Origin of the sequence: Bacteroides sp. 51 (assembly GCF_010500965.1) — a bacterium.
Lineage (GTDB): Bacteria > Bacteroidota > Bacteroidia > Bacteroidales > Bacteroidaceae > Bacteroides.
Genome location: NZ_QVMI01000010.1, coordinates 94,575 through 117,379, shown reverse-complemented (window position 1 = coordinate 117,379; position 22,805 = coordinate 94,575). Strand labels below are relative to the sequence as shown.

The 22,805-nt window shown below is 45.1% G+C and carries 14 protein-coding genes, 1 rRNA gene and 2 pseudogenes; 2 read left to right on the top strand and 15 right to left on the bottom strand.

The annotated features are described in order from the left end of the window. A 16S ribosomal RNA gene (locus tag D0T87_RS10145) occupies window positions 1-177 on the bottom strand; the annotation flags it as partial. A gap of 544 nt (window positions 178-721) precedes the next feature. Here D0T87_RS10145 and D0T87_RS10140 point away from each other — a divergent pair. Further along, complete coding sequence (locus D0T87_RS10140) at window positions 722-3,052, top strand: family 20 glycosylhydrolase (protein ID WP_163175009.1); 2,331 nt, start codon at window positions 722-724, stop codon at window positions 3,050-3,052. A 238-nt stretch (window positions 3,053-3,290) separates the two neighbouring features. Here D0T87_RS10140 and D0T87_RS25075 read toward each other — a convergent pair. The 9 genes and pseudogenes from D0T87_RS25075 to D0T87_RS10100 form a co-directional block, all read right to left on the bottom strand. Next, a pseudogene (locus D0T87_RS25075) lies at window positions 3,291-3,635 on the bottom strand (MBOAT family protein); the annotation flags it as partial. Window positions 3,636-3,710: 75 nt separating this feature from the next. Further along, window positions 3,711-4,817 (bottom strand): annotated as a pseudogene (locus D0T87_RS10135) (MBOAT family protein); the annotation flags it as partial. Then, the gene (locus tag D0T87_RS10130; RefSeq protein WP_163175007.1) at window positions 4,804-5,745 is read right to left on the bottom strand and encodes an SGNH/GDSL hydrolase family protein; all 942 of its coding nucleotides are present in this window, start codon (window positions 5,743-5,745) and stop codon (window positions 4,804-4,806) included. The gene D0T87_RS10130 and the pseudogene D0T87_RS10135, both read right to left, overlap by 14 nt. Further along, window positions 5,699-7,069, bottom strand: a complete 1,371-nt coding sequence (locus D0T87_RS10125; protein WP_163175006.1) for an SGNH/GDSL hydrolase family protein — start codon at window positions 7,067-7,069, stop codon at window positions 5,699-5,701. Before D0T87_RS10125 ends, D0T87_RS10130 begins: the two co-directional genes overlap by 47 nt. A 264-nt stretch (window positions 7,070-7,333) precedes the next feature. Further along, on the bottom strand, window positions 7,334-7,627 hold the full coding sequence (locus D0T87_RS10120; RefSeq protein ID WP_163175005.1) for a PG0541 family transporter-associated protein: 294 nt from the start codon (window positions 7,625-7,627) through the stop codon (window positions 7,334-7,336). Window positions 7,628-7,638: 11 nt separating this feature from the next. Continuing rightward, window positions 7,639-10,800: an efflux RND transporter permease subunit gene (locus D0T87_RS10115; RefSeq protein WP_163175004.1), complete on the bottom strand. Its 3,162-nt coding sequence runs from the start codon at window positions 10,798-10,800 to the stop codon at window positions 7,639-7,641. Window positions 10,801-10,832: 32 nt separating this feature from the next. Then, complete coding sequence (locus tag D0T87_RS10110) at window positions 10,833-11,849, bottom strand: efflux RND transporter periplasmic adaptor subunit (RefSeq protein WP_163175003.1); 1,017 nt, start codon at window positions 11,847-11,849, stop codon at window positions 10,833-10,835. Window positions 11,850-11,880: 31 nt separating this feature from the next. Next, entirely contained in the window at window positions 11,881-13,221 is a 1,341-nt protein-coding gene (locus D0T87_RS10105) for a TolC family protein (protein ID WP_163175002.1), read from the bottom strand. Between the two features lie 41 nt (window positions 13,222-13,262). Then, a complete protein-coding gene (locus D0T87_RS10100; protein WP_203558663.1) occupies window positions 13,263-13,922 on the bottom strand; it encodes a TetR/AcrR family transcriptional regulator in 660 nt (219 codons plus the stop codon). A 335-nt stretch (window positions 13,923-14,257) separates the two neighbouring features. Between D0T87_RS10100 and D0T87_RS10095 the strand changes: the two genes are divergently transcribed. After that, window positions 14,258-16,102 (top strand): ATP-binding protein, encoded by a 1,845-nt coding sequence (locus D0T87_RS10095; protein WP_163175001.1) that lies wholly within the window; start codon window positions 14,258-14,260, stop codon window positions 16,100-16,102. Window positions 16,103-16,162: 60 nt separating this feature from the next. Here D0T87_RS10095 and hutH read toward each other — a convergent pair whose 3' ends face one another. From hutH to D0T87_RS10070, 5 genes are all read right to left on the bottom strand, one after another. Continuing rightward, window positions 16,163-17,659: a histidine ammonia-lyase gene (hutH, locus tag D0T87_RS10090; RefSeq protein ID WP_163175000.1), complete on the bottom strand. Its 1,497-nt coding sequence runs from the start codon at window positions 17,657-17,659 to the stop codon at window positions 16,163-16,165. After that, the gene (locus tag D0T87_RS10085) at window positions 17,656-18,339 is read right to left on the bottom strand and encodes a cyclodeaminase/cyclohydrolase family protein (protein ID WP_163174999.1); all 684 of its coding nucleotides are present in this window, start codon (window positions 18,337-18,339) and stop codon (window positions 17,656-17,658) included. The genes hutH and D0T87_RS10085 overlap by 4 nt, the downstream gene beginning before the upstream one ends. A 32-nt stretch (window positions 18,340-18,371) precedes the next feature. Further along, window positions 18,372-19,661 (bottom strand): imidazolonepropionase, encoded by a 1,290-nt coding sequence (hutI, locus tag D0T87_RS10080; RefSeq protein WP_163174998.1) that lies wholly within the window; start codon window positions 19,659-19,661, stop codon window positions 18,372-18,374. Window positions 19,662-19,796: 135 nt separating this feature from the next. Next, window positions 19,797-20,699, bottom strand: coding sequence for a glutamate formimidoyltransferase (ftcD, locus tag D0T87_RS10075; RefSeq protein ID WP_163174997.1), 903 nt, complete (start codon window positions 20,697-20,699; stop codon window positions 19,797-19,799). A gap of 26 nt (window positions 20,700-20,725) precedes the next feature. Continuing rightward, entirely contained in the window at window positions 20,726-22,717 is a 1,992-nt protein-coding gene (locus tag D0T87_RS10070; protein WP_163174996.1) for a urocanate hydratase, read from the bottom strand. Window positions 22,718-22,805: the final 88 nt, after the last annotated feature.

Here is a 22,805-nt window from a genome sequence, read left to right as displayed (position 1 = left end):
CCGGTATTAATCTTTCTTTCGAAAGGCTATCCCAGAGTAAAAGGAAGGTTGGATACGTGTTACTCACCCGTGCGCCGGTCGCCATCTTCACATTGCTGCGAAATGCTGCCCCTCGACTTGCATGTGTTAAGCCTGTAGCTAGCGTTCATCCTGAGCCAGGATCAAACTCTTCATTGTAAAAGTTATTTTAATCGTTCATAAGAACGGTTGTATCTCTGCTCGGATGCCGTACAAATTTATCAAATTCAACACCTATATATAATATAGAATGACGGTTCAATTAACCCAAGATTTCTCTTGGCTTGTACTACTTGTATAGTTATGAAAATAATTCAAAGAACGATGCGGTTTCGACCGCGGCGGCTTGTCCATTTCTGTAAAGCGAGTGCAAAGATAGGCGGTTTAGAATTAACATGCAAGCGTATACACCAATTATTTTTAAAGAAATGCAAAAGTTTTTTCTAAATAGCTGATAATGAAACCTGTTGTAGAACATAAAAAACGAAGAGGTGCAAAAGAAGAGAACAAGCATACACCTTATTATATTAGACAAGAATAAAACCAGGCATAAAGAAGCATTAGGCCTATCTATAGAAAACAGCAAAAGAATAATGCCACACTAGCACGCCCGGCAAAAATTAATCTACGATTATTTTTATCCACCTACAGAAATCTTATCTTTGTACACGTAAAAACAGTTCTAATACTAATCAAATTTATTATGCAAAAACTTAACCAAGCGCTCATTGGTCTATGTTTGGTCCTCCTATCTTCATGCCAGGCAAAGACAGAGCAAGCAAACTTTCAGGTCATACCTCTCCCCCAGGAGGTTGTTTTAACAGGAGGAAAACCTTTCGTTATCACCGAGAAAACGCCGATCCTTTACACGCCGGGCAATGAGTTGCAGAAACGCAACGCCGAATTTCTGGCAGATTACCTGAAAGAAGCAACAGGAAGAGGCTTCTCTGTGTCAGAATTTAAAGAAGGAGCAGCCAGTAACGCGATTATTCTGGGATTAAACAATTCGATTGAAAAGGAAGAAGGATACGAGTTGTTGGTAGATGAAAATGCGGCTTATATTAATGGCAAGACTGAAGCAGCCGTATTTTATGGCGTTCAAACTCTCCGGAAGTCTATTCCTGCAACAGCTCTAAATGCCAGTATCGAGCTGCCAGCCGTAAAGATAAACGACTATCCCCGTTTTGGCTACCGTGGTATGCACCTGGATGTAGCGCGCCATTTCTTTCCCGTAGAATTCGTGAAGAAGTATATTGACATACTTGCGCTGCACAATATAAACAAATTCCACTGGCACCTTACGGATGATCAGGGTTGGAGAATTGAGAGCAAGAAACACCCTAAAGTAACGGAAGTCGGTTCTATCAGAAAAAGAACGGTTATCGGACGTAATACGCACGAATATGACGAAACGCCATACGGCGGTTTCTACACTCAGGAAGAGATTAAGGATATAGTAAAATATGCTCAGGAGCGCTATATCACGATTATCCCGGAAGTGGACTTGCCCGGACATATGCTGGCTGTATTGGCTGGTTATCCGGAGTTTGGGTGTACGGGCGGACCGTACGAGGTGTGTCCGCGATGGGGTATTTTTGACGATGTGATTTGCATTGGCAATGAAGATGCCATGGTTTTCCTTGAAGAGATACTGGACGAGGTAACAGAGCTTTTCCCGTCCGAACTTATACATATCGGTGGCGATGAAGCTCCCCGGGTTCGTTGGAAAGCCTGCCCTAAATGCCAGGCACGTATTAAGAAAGAAGGATTGAAAGCCGATGGCAGACACTCAGCCGAGGATCGTCTGCAAACATATTGCATGAAGCGTATGGAAGCATTCTTAAATGCCAAAGGACGCCGCATTATTGGCTGGGACGAGATTCTGGAAGGCGACGTTGCGCCGAATGCTACCATCATGTCGTGGAGAGGCATGGAGGGTGGAATTGAAGCAGCACGCCTTGGTCACGACGTAATTATGGTGCCAACATCTCATGCTTATTTCGATTATTATCAGACGGACAACATCAAGGATGAGCAACTGGCCATTGGCGGACTTGTTACGATTGAAAAGGTTTACAGTCTGGAGCCTATCCCTGCCGAATTGAAGGAGAGTGAAAAGAAGTACATTCTTGGTGCGCAGGCCAACCTTTGGACGGAATACATTCAAACCACCGAGGGCGTTGAATATATGGTCTTGCCACGTATGGCGGCCCTTTCCGAAGTACAATGGACCGAACCTGAAAAGAAAAACTATGCCGATTTCACCAAACGCCTGCCTCAATTATTGAAGATATATCAGCACGAGGGTTACAACTATGCTAAACATGTTTTTGACCTGAGGGCAGAGTACAAGCCTCAACCAGAAAAGCGCGCGGTTGAAGTGGTTCTCAGCACAGTAGACAATGCTCCGATATATTATACATTAGACGGAACAGAGCCTACCGTGAAATCACAGCTTTATACCGAACCGGTCTTCATCACAGAGAATGCCGCCTTCAATGCAGTAGCTATTCGTCCGGAGGGAAGCAGCAAGATGATTTCCGAGGAAATCAGGTTCAATAAAGCAACCGGATGCCCTATTACACTAAAAATGGAACCGTCGGATAGATACAAATTCAATGGTGCGGTTGCACTTGTAGATGGCTTGAAGGGCAATGATAGTTATTCTACCGGCCGTTGGCTCGGATTTATCGGTGGCGATATGGAGGCGGTGATTGATTTGCAGGAACCAACCGAGATTAGCCGTGTATCGACACAGGCGCTTGTAGACATGCCGTCATGGATTATGGGGTCTACCGGACTGGCGGTATATGTATCGGACAATAATACGGACTTCCGTGAAGTGGCATCCAAAGATTATCCGGTAGATACGGATTATGGTAAAAGGAACATCGACACGTACGAGGTTAGCTTCGACGCTGTTACGACTCGTTACGTTAAGGTTGTAGCCAAACGAAGCCTCGCATTGCCTAAGGGTCATGGTGGCGAAGGAAGAGCGCCGTATATGTTTATTGATGAGATTTCGGTTGAGTAACCTAACGCGCAACTAACGCAGAGATACAAGGTGCGATTTCAAAAGCTTATTCATTAAATCCAGCCCGCCACTTTGCCGGGGATCAAAAGACCCGGGTGTTTCACTCCAATACACCCGGGTCTTTCTGCATAAAACACCCGGGTGTATGCGACCGGAACACCCGGGTGTTCCAAGGTCTATGAAAGTTTCTTTTTAAACATATTCCACTGAAAGGCGACAAAAACAGAACTGCTTCCCTTTAAAACTGAAAGTATATAAACGGTTGAATCTCACTGCTCTTCACCTGAATAACCAGATAGACGAGAGCCACCATCAGCACCACCTTGCCAAGCAGGGGCAGACGGATAACGCCATTGGCAAAAGACGCCTCCCATGTCACCGGAGCAAAATGCAGCAAGAATCCCAGCAACATTAATGCAAATACCCGCCAATAGCCTTCGATGAGCTGCACAAAAAGCTGTGGTTGGAAATTAAATGCGATCTGACGAATCATATCCATCGACCCCTCAAAGGTCGTATTCCGGAAGAAGATCCAGCAGAAACAAACAAAGTGAAAAGTTATGATCACCCCGAAGAAACGACGGCAGCGAGCCGCTGCACCCAAGTTTAGCTTACGCTGACCACCATCCGCATGGACATCTGGGTGCAGCACCTTGCTGATCGTCATCCATGCCTTATGTAGCGCCAACGCCACGCCGTGAAACATACCCCATACAATGAAATTCCACGAAGCACCATGCCACAATCCGCCAAGAAACATTGTTATGATAAGGTTGAGGTATTGACGAAACTTCCCCTTACGGTTCCCCCCCAGAGAGATGTACAGATAATCGCGCAACCAGCTCGACAATGAAATATGCCACCGCCGCCAGAACTCGGTGATAGAGGCCGATTTGTATGGAGAATCAAAGTTCTTGTTTACATGAAACCCTAACAACAGAGCAATACCAATGGCCATATCGCTGTAACCCGAGAAGTCGCAATAAATCTGTAAGGCATATCCATAAACACCCATCAGATTCTCCACCCCGGAGTACAACGTAGGGTTAGCAAAGATTCGTTCTACGAAGTTAACGCCAATATAATCGGAGATAATCGCTTTCTTAAACAGACCACACAGGATATAGAATACGCCCTGGCCAAACATCTCTTTGGTAACGCAAAGCGGCTTCCGTATCTGCGGAATAAAGTCGCGTGCACGAATAATCGGGCCGGCAACCAGCGGCGGAAAGAAAGACACATAGAAGGCATAATCCAACAAGCTCGTCAGCGGAGTAATTTGCCTGCGGTACACATCAATCGTATAGCTCAACGACTGGAAAGTAAAGAACGAAATCCCCACCGGAAGGAAGATATCCAAAGCGCTAAACGTGCCTCCGGTGATTGAAGCAATCACTTCGCCAAAGAAATTGGTATATTTAAAATAACAAAGCAATCCCAGGTTAATCGCAAGGCTAAGTACGACCAAGACCTTTCGCATGGCCTGCCGGTTTATCTGGTCCATAAAGCGTGCAATCAGGAAATCGCTCACCGTAACCACCGCCAACAAGAAGAAATAGGTGCCGCTACTCTTATAATAGAAGTAATAAGAGAACAGCGTCACAAACAAAATACGGGGTGTATTCAGTTTCTTCAGCAGTGAATATATAATGATAAATCCGGCAAAGAACCAAAGGAATACCCCACTACTGAATATCATTGGCGCCTGCGGATCATACATAAATACATCGCGCAATTTCTCTAAGTCGATATCAATCAGAGACATACTTGTTATATGCGTTAATTAGTCCTTCAAATAAAATCTCGCCTTGCAGTACGTATCCCTCCGCAATATAATGCACATGATCGGGCCGCATCAGTCCGGCATCCCACCAGTTGCGGCAGGCATAGTCTTTTCCTCCAACCACATTATACATATCCCACACCGCCAGCTTCTGATCCTCGGCGTATTTGCGGATGGTATTTACTGCAATCACCGTACGCTGATTAATTGAATAAGTACGACGGCGACGGCTTTGCCGGAAACTTTCGTACGATCCCGGAGGCGTAGTCAACAAGATCGGAACACCGGGCATGCGCGAGCGCAACAACTTCACCAATTCATCCATCTGATGATAATGCACGGTAGAGTTATATCGCTTGTTGTGACTTTCGTTTGTCCCGAAAGACAGAATCAGCAACCCCGGTTTAAGTTCTGCTATAGCCGCAATACGATCAGGATGCGTAAAGGTCAGGCAAGTAGCGCCGTTCACCCCCATATCCGTATAAGAAACAGCACCGAAAACCTCGCTCAGCTTCACCCCCACCGTACGCGGATAAATCCTGCCCCGCACATGGCTGTCGCCAATATGAACGATGCGCAATGTATCTTCCGACGCACCGGTTCGCAAACGGTATAACTGTTCCATTACCGGCTTTAACACATTGGTCCGGTCTATAATCTGATTGGGCTTTGTATGCTGAAAAGCCTCTGGGAAAAGAATATGCACCCCCACCGTATCGGGCGTTAGTTTATATTCTTTCAACTCCCTGATTCCTTTTATACGTACATCCGGACGGGCCGACAAGGGCATCTGGTCCTGTCCCCAACCCGGCAAAGCAACCCAACCGAACATTATACTTATGCAAACCCGAATATACAACCCTTTACTCTTTTTCATACGCACGCCTCTTGTCGTATTGCTCTTTACCATAGATCAGTGTCTCGTAAAGCAATTCCGCCAAATAATCTCCTCCTTTAAAATTGATATGAGTATAATCGTAGTTCGCCATGGCAGGCTTGGCATTCACCAGTTTGGCCATACTTCCATCGCCGCCCATCGCTTCGAACATATTCCAGAAAGCAATTCCTGTCTCGGCCGCCAGATTCTGCTGATAACGTATCAGATTCTTTACGCCAACCATGGTACGTATTTCTCCGTTATCCGATTTATAATCGCGGTCGCCCACGCTAAGCAACAAAATACCTGCCTGCGGGAAACATTTCTTTAAATGGTCAATGGTTTGAAGCATGCCTTTATAGTAGAAATCATAATTACTTCCCCGGGGGGTTGCAATGTTCAATCCGTATTGCAACACAATCAAATCGTAGGGACGTTGCTCATTAAAATCAGTGAGCGCCTTCTCGGGAATATAGCGCAAGGAAAGTCCCGAACTGCCACGCAGCGACAGGTTATCGACGGCAACGCCATGCAAACCATCCATCGTAGCTCCAAAGAACAAGGCCGAATCGGCATGGTTGACTTGCCAGCGCACACTCCCTATACGCCCCTGGACGGACATCTTCTGTAGTTTTGTTGATGCCTCAAAGGTTCTCTGCAAATCATCCCTTTGGTTTATTCTGGCCGTAAGGCTCAGCGCACCTTTATTATAGAAATAAATGGTCGACTGCTCACATGTATCCAACAACGAGGCATACTTCGTTTGCCCCGACAGGTTTACATACGCACCGGGACCCGGTATAAAATAGTGTCCGTTTATGCCCTGCTTTTTTCGTTCAAAGTAAAGGCTATCGGTCACCGCGTGTGTACGCCATCCGCGGTATGAGTGCTTCACCGTAGGACGGAAGCCGTTAGTTGTCGAAGTGATATTTACCAGTCCAACGCCGCAACCACCATACTTTTGTTGCAACATCTCACGCAAATCGGCCGTGAGGATATCTGCTTCAATAAAAGAATCGCCAAAGAAAGCAATCCGTACCGGACGCTTCAGGGAGTCTAATCTACTTAAAGCCTCATAAAAGGGAGTCATTCCGCGCAATGTGGAGTCGCTATAATCTTCAATACAGGTTAATCCGGCACGGCATGTATCCACAAAAGCCGGTTTTATGACCGGGGGAGGGAGAAAGAAACTATCAACCTCTTCTTCTTCGGGAACAGTTGTGCGTATATCACCGAGTAAGTCTACTTGCCGCAATGTATACCCATCAATAGTGATAGGTGGCAGGAAGCCTAATCCAAAAAGACTGGCGAGCACAAGTATAGTAAACCACAGCGAATATTTTAAATAATTCTTCATGCAGACAAATGACTAAGAAGATGCAAAGATAGTGAAAAGAGGGAAAAGGTATTATATTTTAAACCGCAGAGTTTCGCAGATTAACGCAGAGTGATAAATAAAAGTAAAACTCTGCGTTAATCTGCGAAACTCTGCGGTTCAAAATGGCTTCCACCACCCCGGCCTAAAGGCCACCCCTCCTCAAAAAGGAGGGGAATTTCCATACAGTATCAAAACTTAAATGCACAGCGCGGCTTGCTGCCACTGGCAGCGGCACCTTGCCGCCTAGATACCTTTTTCTATGTTCCAGACAAAGGCACGTAAGCCTAATTGTTCTTTTCGCTCGTCCATTTCTTTCAATGCATCCAGTAGCGGGTCCACCCGGTGGTCCTCAACTATGGTAATGATGGCCGAGTTCATTGCAGGCCAGGCGTGGCTACCATAATGTGGCTCACCTGTTTTAGAACCACGTCCCTGCACCTTTTCCATATGTGTAAAACCACGGCAATTCAAACGGTCGAGCGTAGAAAGAACCTGCTCATAGTGTGCCTGGTCGAATGTTATAAGTACTGATTTCATATATTGAACGATTATTTTTTAGCTTTAGTCATCTGGCTTTTATGCTCCTGATAGTAATCATCAAGTTCACGTGCATTTTTCAGTTTCCGGCGTTGACGCTTAATACCCACACCGGCAAACATACAATAAACCACCGGAACGAGAACCAGCGTAAGAATCGTAGATACAGTTAAACCACCAATTACGGAAATACCCATCGGGCGCCACATTTCAGAACCCTGACCTGTACCTATAGCCATCGGGATCATACCCAGAATGGTAGTAGCCGTAGTCATCAATACCGGACGAAGACGGCTCTTACCTGCCGTAACAACCGAGTTAATAACCGCCTGTCCACGCTCACGGCAAAGAATGATATAGTCAATCAACACAATACCGTTCTTCACTACGATACCAATCAACATAATCCCCCCCAGCAAACTCATCACACTCAGCGTACTTCCGGTGAAGAATAGCGCCATCAATACACCACTGGCTGCAAAAGGAACGGAGAACATAATAATAAACGGATAAGTCAGCGACTCAAACTGAGCAGCCATCACGATAAATACAAGGATAATAATCAAGACACCCAATACTCCAAGATCCTGGAATGATTCTATCTGGTCTTCATACGTACCGGCAACTTGTATATTGATTCCCGCAGGAATATCCATATTGTTAATTACAGCGACTCCCTCTGCTACCACATCCCCGAGAACAGCATCTGCACCAACTACAGCAGAGACAGTTACAATACGCTCACGGTCTTTACGCTCAATCGTAGGCGGTGTAAAACGTTCAACGACTGTACCCAGATCCTTCACACGAACAGCCTCTCCTTTTGCATTATAGATGAGAATGTCTTCGATGCTTTCCAAACTGGTACGGAACTCCGGGGCATAACGTACTTTAATATCATATTCATCACCATCTTCACGATATTGCGAAGAGGTAGAACCATTAATACGGTTACGCAAATAATTACCCGCAGTAGACAGGTTGAGACCATGTAACGCCAACTTTTCACGATCGAAATCGACCTGATATTCCGGCTGATAGTCGCCACGGCTAATATTAACCTCCGTCACCCCTTTCAATTCAAAGAGCCGGCGTTTCAATTCCTGGGCCATTTCATCGGTCACAGACATGCTATATCCGTAAATTTCAAAGTCCGCCGTGGCCTGTCCACCCATACCACCACTTCCTCCGACTACAACCTGCGTCTTGCTGAATTCCGGGTAGGCTAGCAAATCCTTACGCATGCCTTCACCGATCTCCATCATACTACGTTCACGCTCACCAACATTACTCAGACGAATATTGAATGATACGATATGTGGTCCATTATCGGACATAGAGGCAAAAATATTATCCGAATCAGCCTGTCCTACACGATAGTTACAAACAATCATCTCGGGATATTTCTGCATCCACTCATCCGTAAGCTTTGCAGTAACCCTCTGAGCCACTTCTTTACGCGTACCGATCGGCAATTCAAGCGTAGCTGTTATCTGTCCACTATCCTGTACAGGGAAGAACTCCGTACTGATAAACTTAGCACAGAACATACTGACAACAAAGAAAACAACACACGCAAGGACAATCACAATACGATGACGTACAGACCAGTCGAGCAAGCGGGCATACCATTTATCCAGGCTATCCAACCCTCTTTGTATAGGACCATAGAATGTTGTAAATGCCTTAGACTGCTTTTTCTGCAAACGCAAAATCTGCGAACACATCATCGGTGTTAATGATAAGGCAGCTATGGTTGATACAATCATAATGGTACACATCATCCAGCCTAACTGTTTGAAGAGCACACCCGTCATACCTGTAATCATGGTCAACGGGAAGAACACAGCAAGCATCGTCAGCGTAGATGCGATTACCGAGATAGCAACCTCATTGGTACCGTGCACAGCAGCCTGTTTAGGATCAGACCCGCGCTCAATATGCGTGGTTACGTTCTCAAGTACCACGATCGCATCATCCACCACCATACCAATCGCAATGGAAAGTGAAGACAATGATATGATGTTCAACGAGTTCCCGGTAATGGCCAGATAGATAAACGAAGCAATCAGCGAGAAAGGAATAACGATAGAAATAATTACCGTAGCCCTCCAACGCCCAAGGAAAAGGAACACAACAAGCACAACGAACAATAGAGCAAAGCCTACGGTTTCGCCCAAACTGTTGATGGTAAGCAAAATATTTTCGGAGGTATCAAAGATAATCCCCAGCTTCACATCGGAAGGCAGTGTTTTTTGTAGTTCGGGCATGGAGTTGATAACCTTTTGAGCAATGTTTACCGAGTTTGCACCCGATTGTTTTTGCACAATGATCATCGCTCCGCGCTTACCGTTTGTATAGGCTTCCTGTGCGCGTTCTTCTACCGTATCGACAACACGTGCCACATCGCGCAGGTAAACAGTTGCCCCATTATTAGTGCCCACAACAATGCTCTCCATCTGGCGGGCATCTTTAAATTCCCCTTCTACGCGCAATGCATATGTTTCGTTACCAATATCAAAATTACCCCCCGGGATATTACGGTTTTCGGCACTGACAATAGAACTGATCGTTTCAACCGTCAGGTTATAAGCCTCCAACTTATTCGGGTCGCAATAAATCTGGATTTCACGCTTAGGTGCACCGGCAATAGAAACCGTACCCACCCCGGGAATACGAGCCAACGGATTGGCCACATTATCGTCCAGTATCTTGTAAAGTGCAGCCTGACTTTCTTCAGCCTGTACAGAAAGCATCACAATAGGGATCATGTCTGTACTAAACTTAAAGATAATAGGTGTTTCTACATCATCGGGAAGAGCAGATGTAATCATATCCAACTTATCGCGGACGTCGTTGGTAAGCACATCAATATCGTAACCATATTCAAACTCCAATGTAATTACAGAAGAGTTTTCTGATGAACGGGAACTGATATGTTTGAGGTTACTAACTGTATTCAACACGTTTTCCAGCGGACGGGATACATTGTTCTCCACGTCCGAAGCACTCGCACCCGGATAAGAAGTCATCACCATGATGGTGTTTGTTTCAATATCCGGCAACAAGTCTACCGGTAGCCTGGACAAAGAAAAGAGACCAAAGATTACCACAGCTACAAAGCACAGGTAGGTCATAATCGGTTTTTTAACCGCTCCTTCGTATATACTCATAATAATTATTCTATTTTATCAGCCTCTCTATTTTAATTTGTTACCTGGACCTCCATGTCGTTCAGTAATCGTGCCTGCCCGGCAATGACCACCTGAGCATTGTCTTCTACTCCCGAGATCAGCTCATACTCAGTATTCATACGGCGTCCAAGCTCTACTTTGTTATAAGACACTTTTCCGTTTTTGTAGACATAAACGTAACGGTCGCCCGAACCGGCCTGCTTAACAATCGCCTGATCCGGAACCACAACGTGCTCAGCAGTACCGAAATTGATCGTCGCACGGGCGAACATTCCCGGACGCACTCTCTGATCTTTGTTAGCCAACTTAATTTCCACAGGGAAAGTACGGGTAAGAGGATCAATAGTGGGGTAAACTAAACTAATATTGCCCGTAAATTCTTCATCGCCATATACATCGACTTTAACAGCGACAGCGGCTCCTTTCTTTACCTTAGTGAAATAGGTTTCGGATACGTTGATCATCAATTTCACCGGAGTGATTTGTTCTACAACCAAAACCGGATTGCCACCACTGTACATATCACCGTTATCATAATTACGGGCTGTAATCACTCCATTAATCGGGCTTACTAACCCTGTGTTTTCCAACAAGTTCTGATAAGATGTTTTCCGAACATCCAAGGTCATTTTTGCAGCATCCCATTCTGATTTAGAAGCACCACCCACTTTATAAAGCTCATCGGTACGTTTAAATTCAATCTCCTGGTTTTCCACCTGCAACTTCAGTTGGAGCAGGTTTGCCGCATCCATTTGTACCAGTTTCTGACCTTTTGATACACGGTCGCCTACTTCCACAAAGATTTTGTCAATACGAACCGGTGACTGAGGTGCTATATTATTTTTCACTTCTGCCTCAACAGTAGCTGTATACTCCTGAACCTGGTCTACCGGACGGGCAAATACATTGGCCAGTTTTACTACCGGCTTTTCTTCTTTTTTTTCTACGGTAGAATCATCCTTCCCACCGGAACATGAGCCCAGCACCACAACAGCAAGCAGGGCAATTAAATAAAAACTCTTTTTCATTTCGTTTTCTTATTTTCGTTTTTTTTCTTCGTTATTTAATGGCAGGCTCCGCACCTAACACCTGATCAAGGTCAGCTTTAGCCGTCAGGTAATCAAAAATAGATTGATTATAAGTGAGTTCTGCCTGGGTAAGTGCTACTTCCGAATCATTCAACTCAAGAATCGTTCCTTTTCCTACTTCATAACGCTTTTTAGCAATCTCCCGGCCTTTTTCAGCCTGGTGAACGCTCTCCTTATTACTTACCACCTGCTCTGTACTTGCATTCATATTGTCCAGATAGCTTGTTGCCTGCATCTGTAACTGACGTTCCGCGTTGGTTTTAGTCTCAGTCAGCTGATACATCTGGATCTTTGTTTGTTTCAGCGTTGTAAAGTTACTTGCTTTAAACAAAGGAATAGTCAGGCTAAGGCCAAGGGTAGAATAAGGATACCAATCATAATGCGCAATGCGGAAGTTCTCATTCATCGACATATAGGTGTAGTTGAACGATGCCCCCAGAGTTGGCATAAAGTTAGTTTGTTTCAGTTTCAAACTTTTTTTCAGCAGTTCTGCATTAAGATCAAGTTGCTTCAAATCACTGTTATTGCTCAGATCAACAGAGCGTTCGTCAAGTTGTTGCTGAAACATCGTTAATTCGTAGTCTTTCAGGTTGCCTATAATGGCAATTTCTATATCCGGGTCCATACCCATAAGCACTTTAAGTTGCAGGCGGGCCAAGTTCACTCCATTACGGGCAGAAACAACTGTCGGAACCAGATTGCGCATCTGTACCTCGGCACGAATCTTATCATATTCGCTCACGCTACCTTGTTCGTACTTTGCATTTACTACATTATAGTTGGCCACAGCCTGATCGTAACTTTTCTTCAGTACCACATGGCTATCCTGCGCCAAAAGCAACTGATAGTAAGCCTTGGTGACTTGGTTAACCATACTGATTTTCGACGAACGGGCTTTTTCCACAGCCAGGTCAACATCTGATTTAGTCAGACTAATACTTTTATAAAGTGCCGGAGCAAATATAGGCAAACTTATATTAAGCCCACCATTGTATGTGTTATCAATACCAATCTCAACTACTTGTCCCTGAAAAGCCATGGACTGCTTCTTTATAGCACGCTGATAACCGCCAACCAAAGATACTTCGGGAAGAAGTCCCGCGTAAGCCTCCCTGTTAGCCGTTTTCTTCAGTGTAATCTCTTGATCTGCCACTTTAATGGTCGGATTGTCATTCAATGCAATTTCCAACGCCTGATTCAGCGTAAGCCTGAGTGTATCTTGGGCACTTTGTGCCCTCACGCCACCAAAAGCCAAAACAAAGGCCAATGCCAGAGTGGTCTTTCTATTCGTAAGACATTTCATTTTCTTCATATTTCATTTCGTTTTCTTCTTAATATTGGAGAGGGGGATAGTTATTCTTTCGACACGCCAGCTTGTTCTTTACGATATTCCTTGATGAAGTCGTCAAGTTCTTCCGCCCCTTTTTGTGTGGCTATGCCACGTAAATACGTAAAAATAATGGCCTCGTAAACTTCCAGGAAAGAGAATTGTTTGGACACGTTGGAGGTCATAAGCAAGTCCATTTGTTCGCGCAACAATGCATGTATGATAGCAAAATTTATATCAGCCCTGAAGATTCCCTGATCCACTCCACGTTTCAGGAAGTTAATAACAACCGTATTATCTTTTTCACGGCTATTCATAATCATATCGTAAACTTTAGGATATTTCTTGATTTCTTCAAAAAACTTCTTGTTGGTGCGGTGGTACATTTCAATGCTACCTTTGTAGCATTTCAGAATAACCTCCAACACATTCTTTGATTCTCTGACGATTTCTTCAAGTCCCCTTTGATTTTGCTGTTGATGATATAAAATACATTCTTTCAATAGTGTTTCTTTATCTTCAAAGATTTCATAAAGAGTACGCTTGGACATTCTCAGCAGGTTTGCAATATCGTCCATCCGGATGCTCTTGATTCCGTGCCTCTTGAATGCCTCCATAGCTTCTATAATCACTTTTTCCTTTAAATCCTCGCGATAAGGAACTTCTTTTGCACTATCTTTCACCATATAATTTAGATCTAGAATGTTTTTCCGGACATATCAGACAGTCCATACGATTACTTAAGATCGCAAATATAAGTAGAAAACTTAAAACACCACACAAGTTTCCTGATATTTGTTTATGATTTGATAAAATTTATCACTTAAGCATTCTTTGATAAAGGTTATTAAACCAAAATAGTATTGACTGTCCTACTGTCAAAAACATGAAAAGGTAATGGATACATGAAAATAATTTAAGAAAAATTGTTCTTTAAGTAAGTTATTCTGTCCTATTTGGCTTTAAAAGCAAAAATATCTTATATTTGTGTTTCAACCAACTAAAACAACGTATTAAGGAAATGGAATCTTCTTCTTTTTTTTCTTCAACACCTTTTATCGCTATGCTCTCTGCCGGAAAAAATGGCATATGGGAATACAATATCGCTTCCGATGAATTAGAATTCGCCAATGATTTTTTCCAAATTCTCAATCTGGATGCTGTTGGCATTTGCTTCGATTCAATGCAACAGCTTTACAGCCTTATACATCCGGAAGATTTACCTCTATTTAACTCTTCATTCAAGATGGTTTCAGAAACGGATGAAGCAAATTCTTCGGTAAAATATCGTCTGGTACATTCCCAGGGAAAGACGGTATGGTTAAAAAGTTACTTTTACTCATACCATAAAGCGGAAAGAATTATTTCATTAACCCGGAATATTCAAAAGCAAGAAGAAGAAAAAGCAGTATTATGTAAAGAGAACAATGACTATAGGAATCTGCTTAAGGCCATACCCGATTTTGTTTTCATCTTTGATAAGAACCTGATATTTCAGGATATTATTCTTCCTGAAGGACTGAATCTGTTTCACAATAAAGAAGAAATAATTGGTCAGAACGGACGCATTATTTATTCGGAAGAAGTAAGCCAGCTATTTCTTGATAATATCAAAGAGTGCCTGGAAACGGGTCAACTTAAAGAGATTGAATATCCGGTTGATCTTTTCGGCACACGCTATTATTACAAAGCACGTATCACCCCATTAGAAGGAGAGAAAGCATTCGTGCTCATATCCGACATCAGCGACCGGATAAAACGTATGGAGAATCTTCTGGAAGCTCGCCTGTTAGCCGAAAAAGCCGACCGGATGAAATCGGCGTTCATTGCCAACATGAGTCATGAGATACGCACTCCGTTAAATTCGATTATTGGATTCAGCGATATTATTGCCACCGAAGAAGACCCCAAACTAAGGGAAGAGTATCTGGAAATTGTTCATACTAACAATACATTGCTACTACAACTGGTGAATGATATTCTTGATTTTACGCAGATTGAATCCGGAAAATATGAAATGAGCTTTACACAAGTGAATATTCATAATCTTATAAGTGAGATTGAACGCATATACCAAACGAAGATAAAGCCAGGGATAGAGTTTAAGGTTATATATCCGGATATAAGTCTGATGGTGTTGACCGATGCGAACCGGGTAAAGCAGGTTGTTTTTAATTTTCTTTCGAATGCTGTTAAGAATACCTTCCGGGGGAGTATCACGTTAGGGGTAGAGGAAAGAGGGGGTTATCTGTATTTCTATGTTAGCGACACGGGAGCGGGCATTCCTAAAGACAAGCTTAAAACTATCTTTAACCGTTTTGAGAAACTCAATAACTTTGCACAGGGAACAGGGCTCGGACTGTCAATCTCCGAAAACCTGGTGGAGCATCTTGGAGGAGAAATCAATGTAGAGTCTCGGCTTGGTGTAGGAAGTACCTTTTCATTTACTCTTCCTTATGAGAAAGAGCTATCTGACGCACAACCCTCAATCGGCAACGAATTGAAGAATGGGGCATCTCCCAAAATTCTGGTAACGGAAGATTCTGAGTCGCGGTTTGAAGTAATAAACGAAATACTGGAAAAGAACTATCAAGTGGTATGGGCCAAAAACAGAGACACGGCTATCCGCTCTTTTATCTTGGAGAAACCGGATTTTGTACTGATAAACATTCAGCTTGAGGGAATGAACGGAATAGATGCGATGAAAAAGATACGGGATATATCAAGTACGGTTCCTATTGTGGGAATTACTTCCAGCAATTTCTACATGGAACAACGCTGGGCTATGGAGAGTGGCTGTAATGAGGTTATTGCATATCCTTTCTCGGCGTCTAAACTAAAAGAGGTGGTTTTATCGTATATTTGATTATAAGAAAACAAAAGTATTACTGTAGGGGCGGTTCGCGAACCGCCCGAAGTTAGTAGATTAAAATTCCACCTTTATCCTATTCAAGAAAGCCACGGTTTTATGTATCTCTTTATACATCACGATATCATCCTTTACAAACGGCACCTCTTTACGATAAGCATGAAGGTAGCGTTCCAGAATCGGAGATGTTTTTGCCGGGCGACGGAAATCAATGCCCTGAGCAGCATTCATTAGTTCAATGGCAAGGATATGTTCCAGATTATCCATGATACGGAATAGCTTAACAGCCCCATTTGCCCCCATGCTCACATGATCCTCCTGTCCGTTGGATGAAACAATGGAATCGCTCGAAGCAGCATAACAATACATTTTATTCTGGCTGACCATAGATGCGGCGGCATATTGAGGTATCATAAAGCCCGAATTAAGCCCCGGATTGGCAACAAGAAACTCCGGCAGTCCGCGAAGCCCCATAATGAGTTGGGCCACACGGCGCTCGGAGATGTTTCCGAGTTCGGCTAAAGCGATGGCCAGGAAATCATAAGAAATTGCCAACGGTTGCCCGTGGAAGTTACCACCGGAAATAATCAAGTCTTCATCGGGGAAGATCGTCGGATTATCGGTTACGGAATTTATTTCCGTCAAAAGAACTGAGGATACATAACGAATAGCATCTTTCGTTGCCCCATGCACCTGAGGGATGCAGCGGAATGAATACGGGTCCTGAAGGTGCTCCTTGTCACGGGCAATAAGTTCGCTACCCTCCAACAGGCGGCGGAAGTTCTCGCCGGTTTCTATTTGTCCCTTGTGCGGACGGATCTGCTGGATACAATCCATGAAAGGGTCCAGCCGTCCATCAAAAGCCTCCAGAGAAAGAGCAGCAATCATATCGGCTTTCTTGGATAAACGGAAAGCCCGCAGAATAGCAAAAACACCGTTGGCACTCATAAATTGTGTACCATTGAGCAAGGCGAGCCCCTCTTTACTTTTCAGTTTAACGGGTTCCCAGCCAAATTCGTCGAGTACACTGATGGCTTCACGCTTCTGTCCTTTGTAGTACACATCTCCCACGCCGATAAGAGGTAGGAACAGATTGGCCAAAGGTGCCAGATCGCCCGAAGCGCCCAACGAACCCCGGTCGTAGACGATAGGCATGACGTCGTTGTTAAAGAAATCGAGAATGCGCTGAACGGTAATTAACTGCACCCCGCTATGTCCAAGAGAAAGCGCATGGGCTTTCAACATCATCATAAGTTTAATAATCACCGGACGGATCTCTTCGCCTACGCTACAGGCATGGCTTTTTACGAGGTTTTCCTGCAATGTGCTCAACTCATCGGGAGAGATATTGCGATTGCAAAGCGAACCAAATCCGGTAGTGATGCCGTAAAGAGGCGCGTCGGATGATGCTATTTTCTGATCCAGGTATTCGCGGCATTTCTTGATACGAACCTTAGCTTCGGGGGCAAGTTCGAGTTTCAGGTTCTCGTTAATGATACGTTCAATGATATCGAACGTCAAATCTCCCGATCCTATATAATATACGTTATTCATGATTCCAGTTCCTGTTTAACCGCATTAAGCAATGTTTTTTCTTTCTCACAAGCGTGCTGTTCAAGTTCATCGGCTTCTGTCTTTAGCGCCTGAACAAACTCGGCATCTTTTATGGACCCCAGGTTGATACGTACATTCATCAAAGCGCCCAATACCGCCGAGCGGGCAGCCATCATGGCTACACAGGCATCGGTTACGGCATTCTGATTGCCCAGGTGGGCCACATCGGAAATAATATCCATCAGTCCATAGGCATTACGTGCCACTTGCATAGGGACCATAGCGGCATATTTGGTTGCTTCCTGGATAGCCGCGCTACGGGCAGCTTTTTCCTCATCGGTGTTTTTAGGCATCTTAAAGCAGGCAAAAACCTGATTGTAGGCATCCGAGTCTTTATCCACATCGATAATGAATTGCTCTATCTGCTCCCGGGCAATCTCAGCGATATGCCCCATTAATTCCTGATGGGCTTCATAGCCTTTTTTACCCACCGTGAGATTGGCCACCATAGCTGCCAATGCCGAAGCAATGGCTCCGTTAAGGGCTGCCACACTACCGCCACCGGGAACAGGATCACTGCCTGCTACTTTATTTAAGAATTCTCTTACAGAAAGAGATACTAAAGCCTCACCCCGACCCTCTCCAAAGGAGAGGGAGGAAGAAGTTACTTTTTTTTGCATATTATCCATATTATCAATTGTTATATATATTATTACTCACCGCACTGTCTCCTTGCCCCCTCTCCTTTGGAGAGGGCCGGGGTGAGGCTCCCTTCTTTTATGGTCACATCCACGCAGTTCATTCCTACGTAGTAGGGCAACACGTGGTATGTGGGGGAGTTAAGCAATACGAGATCTCCTTTTTTGCCCACTTCGATGCTTCCGATGGAATCGGCACGATTCAGTGCGGCGGCTCCATTCAGGGTCAAAGCTGTAATGGCTTCTTCTACAGAGAGTTTCATGTAGATGCAAGCCAAAGCAAATGTCAACGGGATGGAACCGGAGAAACAACTACCGGGGTTCAGATCGGTGGCCAGGGCAACCGCACAACCGGCGTTGATCATTTCGCGGGCACGGGCATAGGGTTCTTTCAGGGCAAAAGCCGTAAGCGGAAGCAGCGTAGCTACAACACCGGCTTCGGCCATAATACGGATACCCGCATCGGATGCCTGCAAAAGATGGTCGGCAGAAAGTGCGCCCAATTCGGCCGCTAACTCTGCTCCGCCCAGAGATACGATTTCGTCGGCATGGAGTTTTAATAAATAGCCTTGTTCTTTAGCAGCCGTCAACAGCCGGCGCGATTGCTCAACAGAGAAAACTCCTTTCTCACAAAATACATCACAGCATTCGGCCAGATCTTCCCGGCGGATAAGGGGAAGCATTTCACGAATCAGAAAGTCAATATAATCATCGCTTCTGCCGGCAAACTCGGGCGGCAGAGCGTGGGCACCCAGAAAGGTGGAAACAATATCGACAGTTTTCCGTTCATCGTTATTCAGGCTACGCATGACCTTCAGTTGGAGGAGTTCCGTGTCGCGATCCAGACCGTAGCCACTCTTGCCTTCGACGGTGGTCACGCCCATTTCGGTCATTTTCTTGAGGAATCCCTGAGCTTTTACCCGGAGTTGGTCGAAAGAATATTCGCGGGTAGCCCGCATGGTACTGGCAATGCCGCCGCCGCGTTCCATAATGGACATATAGCTCTCGCCTTTCAATCGCCAGGAGAACTCTTCGGAACGTTCGCCGCCAAATACGAAATGCGTATGGGAATCGACAAAACCGGGAAGCAAACAACGTCCCTGAGCATCGTAGAAGTAGTATCCCCAATGGAAACCGGGGCGCTCGCCCCGGCGAGGAGGACCAACATAAGTGATCATGCCTTCGGTAATCTCTACCGTAGCATGATCGATGACGTGCAAAGCGGCCATCTCCTCTCCCCGACGGGATGAAAAACCTAACGGGGTAGCTACTTTGGCGTTGAATATTACTAAGTTCTCTTTCATAAGATAAGGGCTTCTTAGTGTTTAAAGTAATGCTGTGGTCGACCACCTGTACATCTAGTCAGTGACCACCTGTACATCTGGTCGGTAACCACCTGTACATCTCGTCGACAACAACATACTATGATAATTAAACGATCACTCCATGATACGAGCCTCAAGAACCTGTTGTATCGAGAAATTCTCTAATCCCAGATAGTACGAAGCGGTATCAATCAGCGCTTCCATCGGCACCAAACCGATGATTTCACTGCCTACAATCGAAACACCATAACGGCGGGCTTCGATACAGGTCAATTCAAAGGCACGATAAAGTGCTGTTTTTGAATAATCGGTCATGTTGATGGATACCTGGGTAATATTACGTTCCTTCAGCTCCACTCCCATCGCTTTGACAAATCGCAGACCGCCATTTACGTGGCGAATATTTTTGGCGATCCGGGTAGCAATATCCAGATTGTCGGTACTCAGGTTTATATTGTAAGCAACCAATGGCATGCGAGCGCCGATGGCTACAGCACCGGCAGTTGGATGACGCTTCGCCGGACCGAAATCGGGTTTCCATTCGGGCAGCTTAATCTTTTCGGCCATTCCTTCGAATTCTCCTTTACGGACCGTAGCCAGGTTTTCACGATGAGCAGCTGTTGCCGATTTTTCATATAGGAAAACGGGAAGTTGATACGCCTCTGCAACGCTACGGGCTACTTCTTTGGAAAGTCCGATGGCTTCCTCCATCGTCACATTCTTAATCGGAATGAAAGGAACAACATCAACAGCGCCCATGCGCGGATGTTGTCCCTTATGGTGGTTAAGGTCTATAAGCTGAACAGCCACACCAATGGCCTGAATTACTGCATCTCGTAAAGCCTCGGGCTCACCTACAACGGTCACAACCAGGCGATTGTGGTCTTCATCATTGCTATAATCCAGCAATTTCACACCGGGTTTCGCACGGAAAGAAGACACAATCCGGTCTATCTTTTCCAGATCACGTCCTTCACTGAAGTTAGGGACACACTCTACAATTTTATTCCAACTCATAGTTTTATTTACGATTTACAGATGTACTATTTACGATTGATATATGTTTCAATAATATTTTCATCGACAAGGTAGGGCATAGTGATATGGTAACCATCGTCTGTGTGCGATTCATTGAAAGCTCCGCTGGTTTCCATAGCATGCGGATTGCGCGCCCACGAACGACGGGCAACGCCGCCCATTACATCCCAAAGCATAGCGGAGCGAAGGATTTCGTCGACACGTTCGCTACCATCGCACACCATGCCAAAGCCACCATTGATAGCCTTGCCGATGCCCACTCCACCACCATTATGCAGAGCTACGAGGCTCATGCCACGTGCGCAGTTGCCGGCAAAACACTGCACGGCCATATCGGCCATTACATTGCTTCCGTCTTTTATATTAGCAGTCTCCCGGAAAGGAGAATCGGTTCCGCTTACATCATGATGATCGCGCCCCAGCATAATAGGGCCAACTTCGCCCCGGCGCACCATTTCATTAAAGCGAAGGGCAATCGTCATACGGCCTACGGCATCCTGGTAAAGAATGCGCGCCTGGGTGCCGACTACCAGATTGTTTTTCTCCGCATCGCGAATCCAATTATAATTATCCAAGTCTTGCCCACGACGCGTGGGATCAATACATTCCATAGCAGCCCGGTCGGTCTTGATTAAATCTTCATGTTTACCGCTAAGGCAAACCCAGCGGAAAGGACCATAACCATAATCGAACAATTCAGGTCCCATAATATCTTCTACGTAACTCGGCCAGATAAAGCCGTCTTTTTCATCTACTCCATTGCGGGAGATTTCAGTGACTCCGGCATCGTAGATGGCCTTCATAAAGGAGTTACCGTAGTCGAAGAAATAAGTAGCACGGCTCACAAGTGTCTTAATTACTGCAAAATGACGGCGAAGAGAGAGATCGACCAACCGGCGGAACGCATCAGGCTCTTCGTGCAACATCCGGGTTCGTTCCTCGAAAGTCAGCCCAGCAGGGCAATATCCACCTTCATAAACAGCATGACAAGAGGTTTGATCGGAAAGCAGTTCAATATGGATATGCTCTTTCACAGCATACTCCAGTAAATCAACAATATTCCCATGATAGGCAATAGAACAAGGCTTTTTTTTCTGCATTGCATCAAAAGCCCTGGCAAAAGCTTCCATAGCATCCGCAGTAACATGCCCCACCCATCCCTGATCGTACCGGGTCTGAATGCGGGAATAATCCACCTCGGCAATAATGGCAACAGCACCGGCAATCTCAGCGGCTTTAGGCTGAGCGCCACTCATACCGCCTAAACCGGAGGATACAAACAAATGTCCACGCAAATCTTTATCCTGTGGAATTCCGAGTTTCAACCGCCCGGCATTCAACAACGTATTAAACGTTCCGTGAACAATACCCTGCGGACCGATATACATCCAGCCGCCGGCAGTCATTTGCCCATAATTCGCCACCCCCATCTGGGCGGCAATATGCCAGTCGCGCTGATTATCGAACTGGCCTATCATCATAGAATTGGTAATAATCACCCGCGGAGCATCGGGCTTGGAGTGGAAAAGTCCCAAAGGATGACCGGACTCAATGACCAAAGTCTGCTCGTTGGTCATTACCTCGAGATATTGTTTTATCAAGAGATACTGCATCCAGTTTTGACACACCTGCCCGGTTTCACCATAAGTCACCAGTTCATAAGGATATAGTGCAATATCAAAACTAAGATTATTGTCTATCATTACTTGAAAGGCTTTACCCTCAATGCAATGGCCACGGTATTCGTCAATTGGCCTGGCCTTTAAATCACCGGGGGGACGAAAACGGTAGCCATAAATACGCCCGCGGGTACGCAACTCATTCATAAACTCTGAAGCAAGCGTAGCATGTAGTTCGGTAGGGATATAGCGCAAAGCATTCTTTAAAGCTGTTGCAGTTTGCTCAGGAGTGAGCGAATAGCCCCGGTCGGGCGCCCGGCGAATTCCCTCAACAAACGAAGGATATTCCGGCAAGGTATTGCAGAGCGTTATCTTCATAATAATTCGGTTAATCAGTTTTCAAACTGTCAACAAGACAGAGAGACACGGTATGCAATATAGAAATAATAGCTGTTTTCCACAAGGA

Coding starts and splice junctions, on each gene's coding strand:
- hutH (WP_163175000.1), bottom strand. CDS start 17,659: ATGAATAACGTATATTATATAGGATCGGGAGATTTGACGTTCGATATC.
- D0T87_RS10120 (WP_163175005.1), bottom strand. CDS start 7,627: ATGAAATCAGTACTTATAACATTCGACCAGGCACACTATGAGCAGGTT.
- D0T87_RS10125 (WP_163175006.1), bottom strand. CDS start 7,069: ATGAAGAATTATTTAAAATATTCGCTGTGGTTTACTATACTTGTGCTC.
- D0T87_RS10095 (WP_163175001.1), top strand. CDS start 14,258: ATGGAATCTTCTTCTTTTTTTTCTTCAACACCTTTTATCGCTATGCTC.
- D0T87_RS10140 (WP_163175009.1), top strand. CDS start 722: ATGCAAAAACTTAACCAAGCGCTCATTGGTCTATGTTTGGTCCTCCTA.
- D0T87_RS10085 (WP_163174999.1), bottom strand. CDS start 18,339: ATGCAAAAAAAAGTAACTTCTTCCTCCCTCTCCTTTGGAGAGGGTCGG.
- D0T87_RS10070 (WP_163174996.1), bottom strand. CDS start 22,717: ATGAAGATAACGCTCTGCAATACCTTGCCGGAATATCCTTCGTTTGTT.
- D0T87_RS10110 (WP_163175003.1), bottom strand. CDS start 11,849: ATGAAAAAGAGTTTTTATTTAATTGCCCTGCTTGCTGTTGTGGTGCTG.
- D0T87_RS10105 (WP_163175002.1), bottom strand. CDS start 13,221: ATGAAGAAAATGAAATGTCTTACGAATAGAAAGACCACTCTGGCATTG.
- D0T87_RS10100 (WP_203558663.1), bottom strand. CDS start 13,922: ATGGTGAAAGATAGTGCAAAAGAAGTTCCTTATCGCGAGGATTTAAAG.
- D0T87_RS10115 (WP_163175004.1), bottom strand. CDS start 10,800: ATGAGTATATACGAAGGAGCGGTTAAAAAACCGATTATGACCTACCTG.
- D0T87_RS10130 (WP_163175007.1), bottom strand. CDS start 5,745: ATGGTAAAGAGCAATACGACAAGAGGCGTGCGTATGAAAAAGAGTAAA.
- hutI (WP_163174998.1), bottom strand. CDS start 19,661: ATGAAAGAGAACTTAGTAATATTCAACGCCAAAGTAGCTACCCCGTTA.
- ftcD (WP_163174997.1), bottom strand. CDS start 20,699: ATGAGTTGGAATAAAATTGTAGAGTGTGTCCCTAACTTCAGTGAAGGA.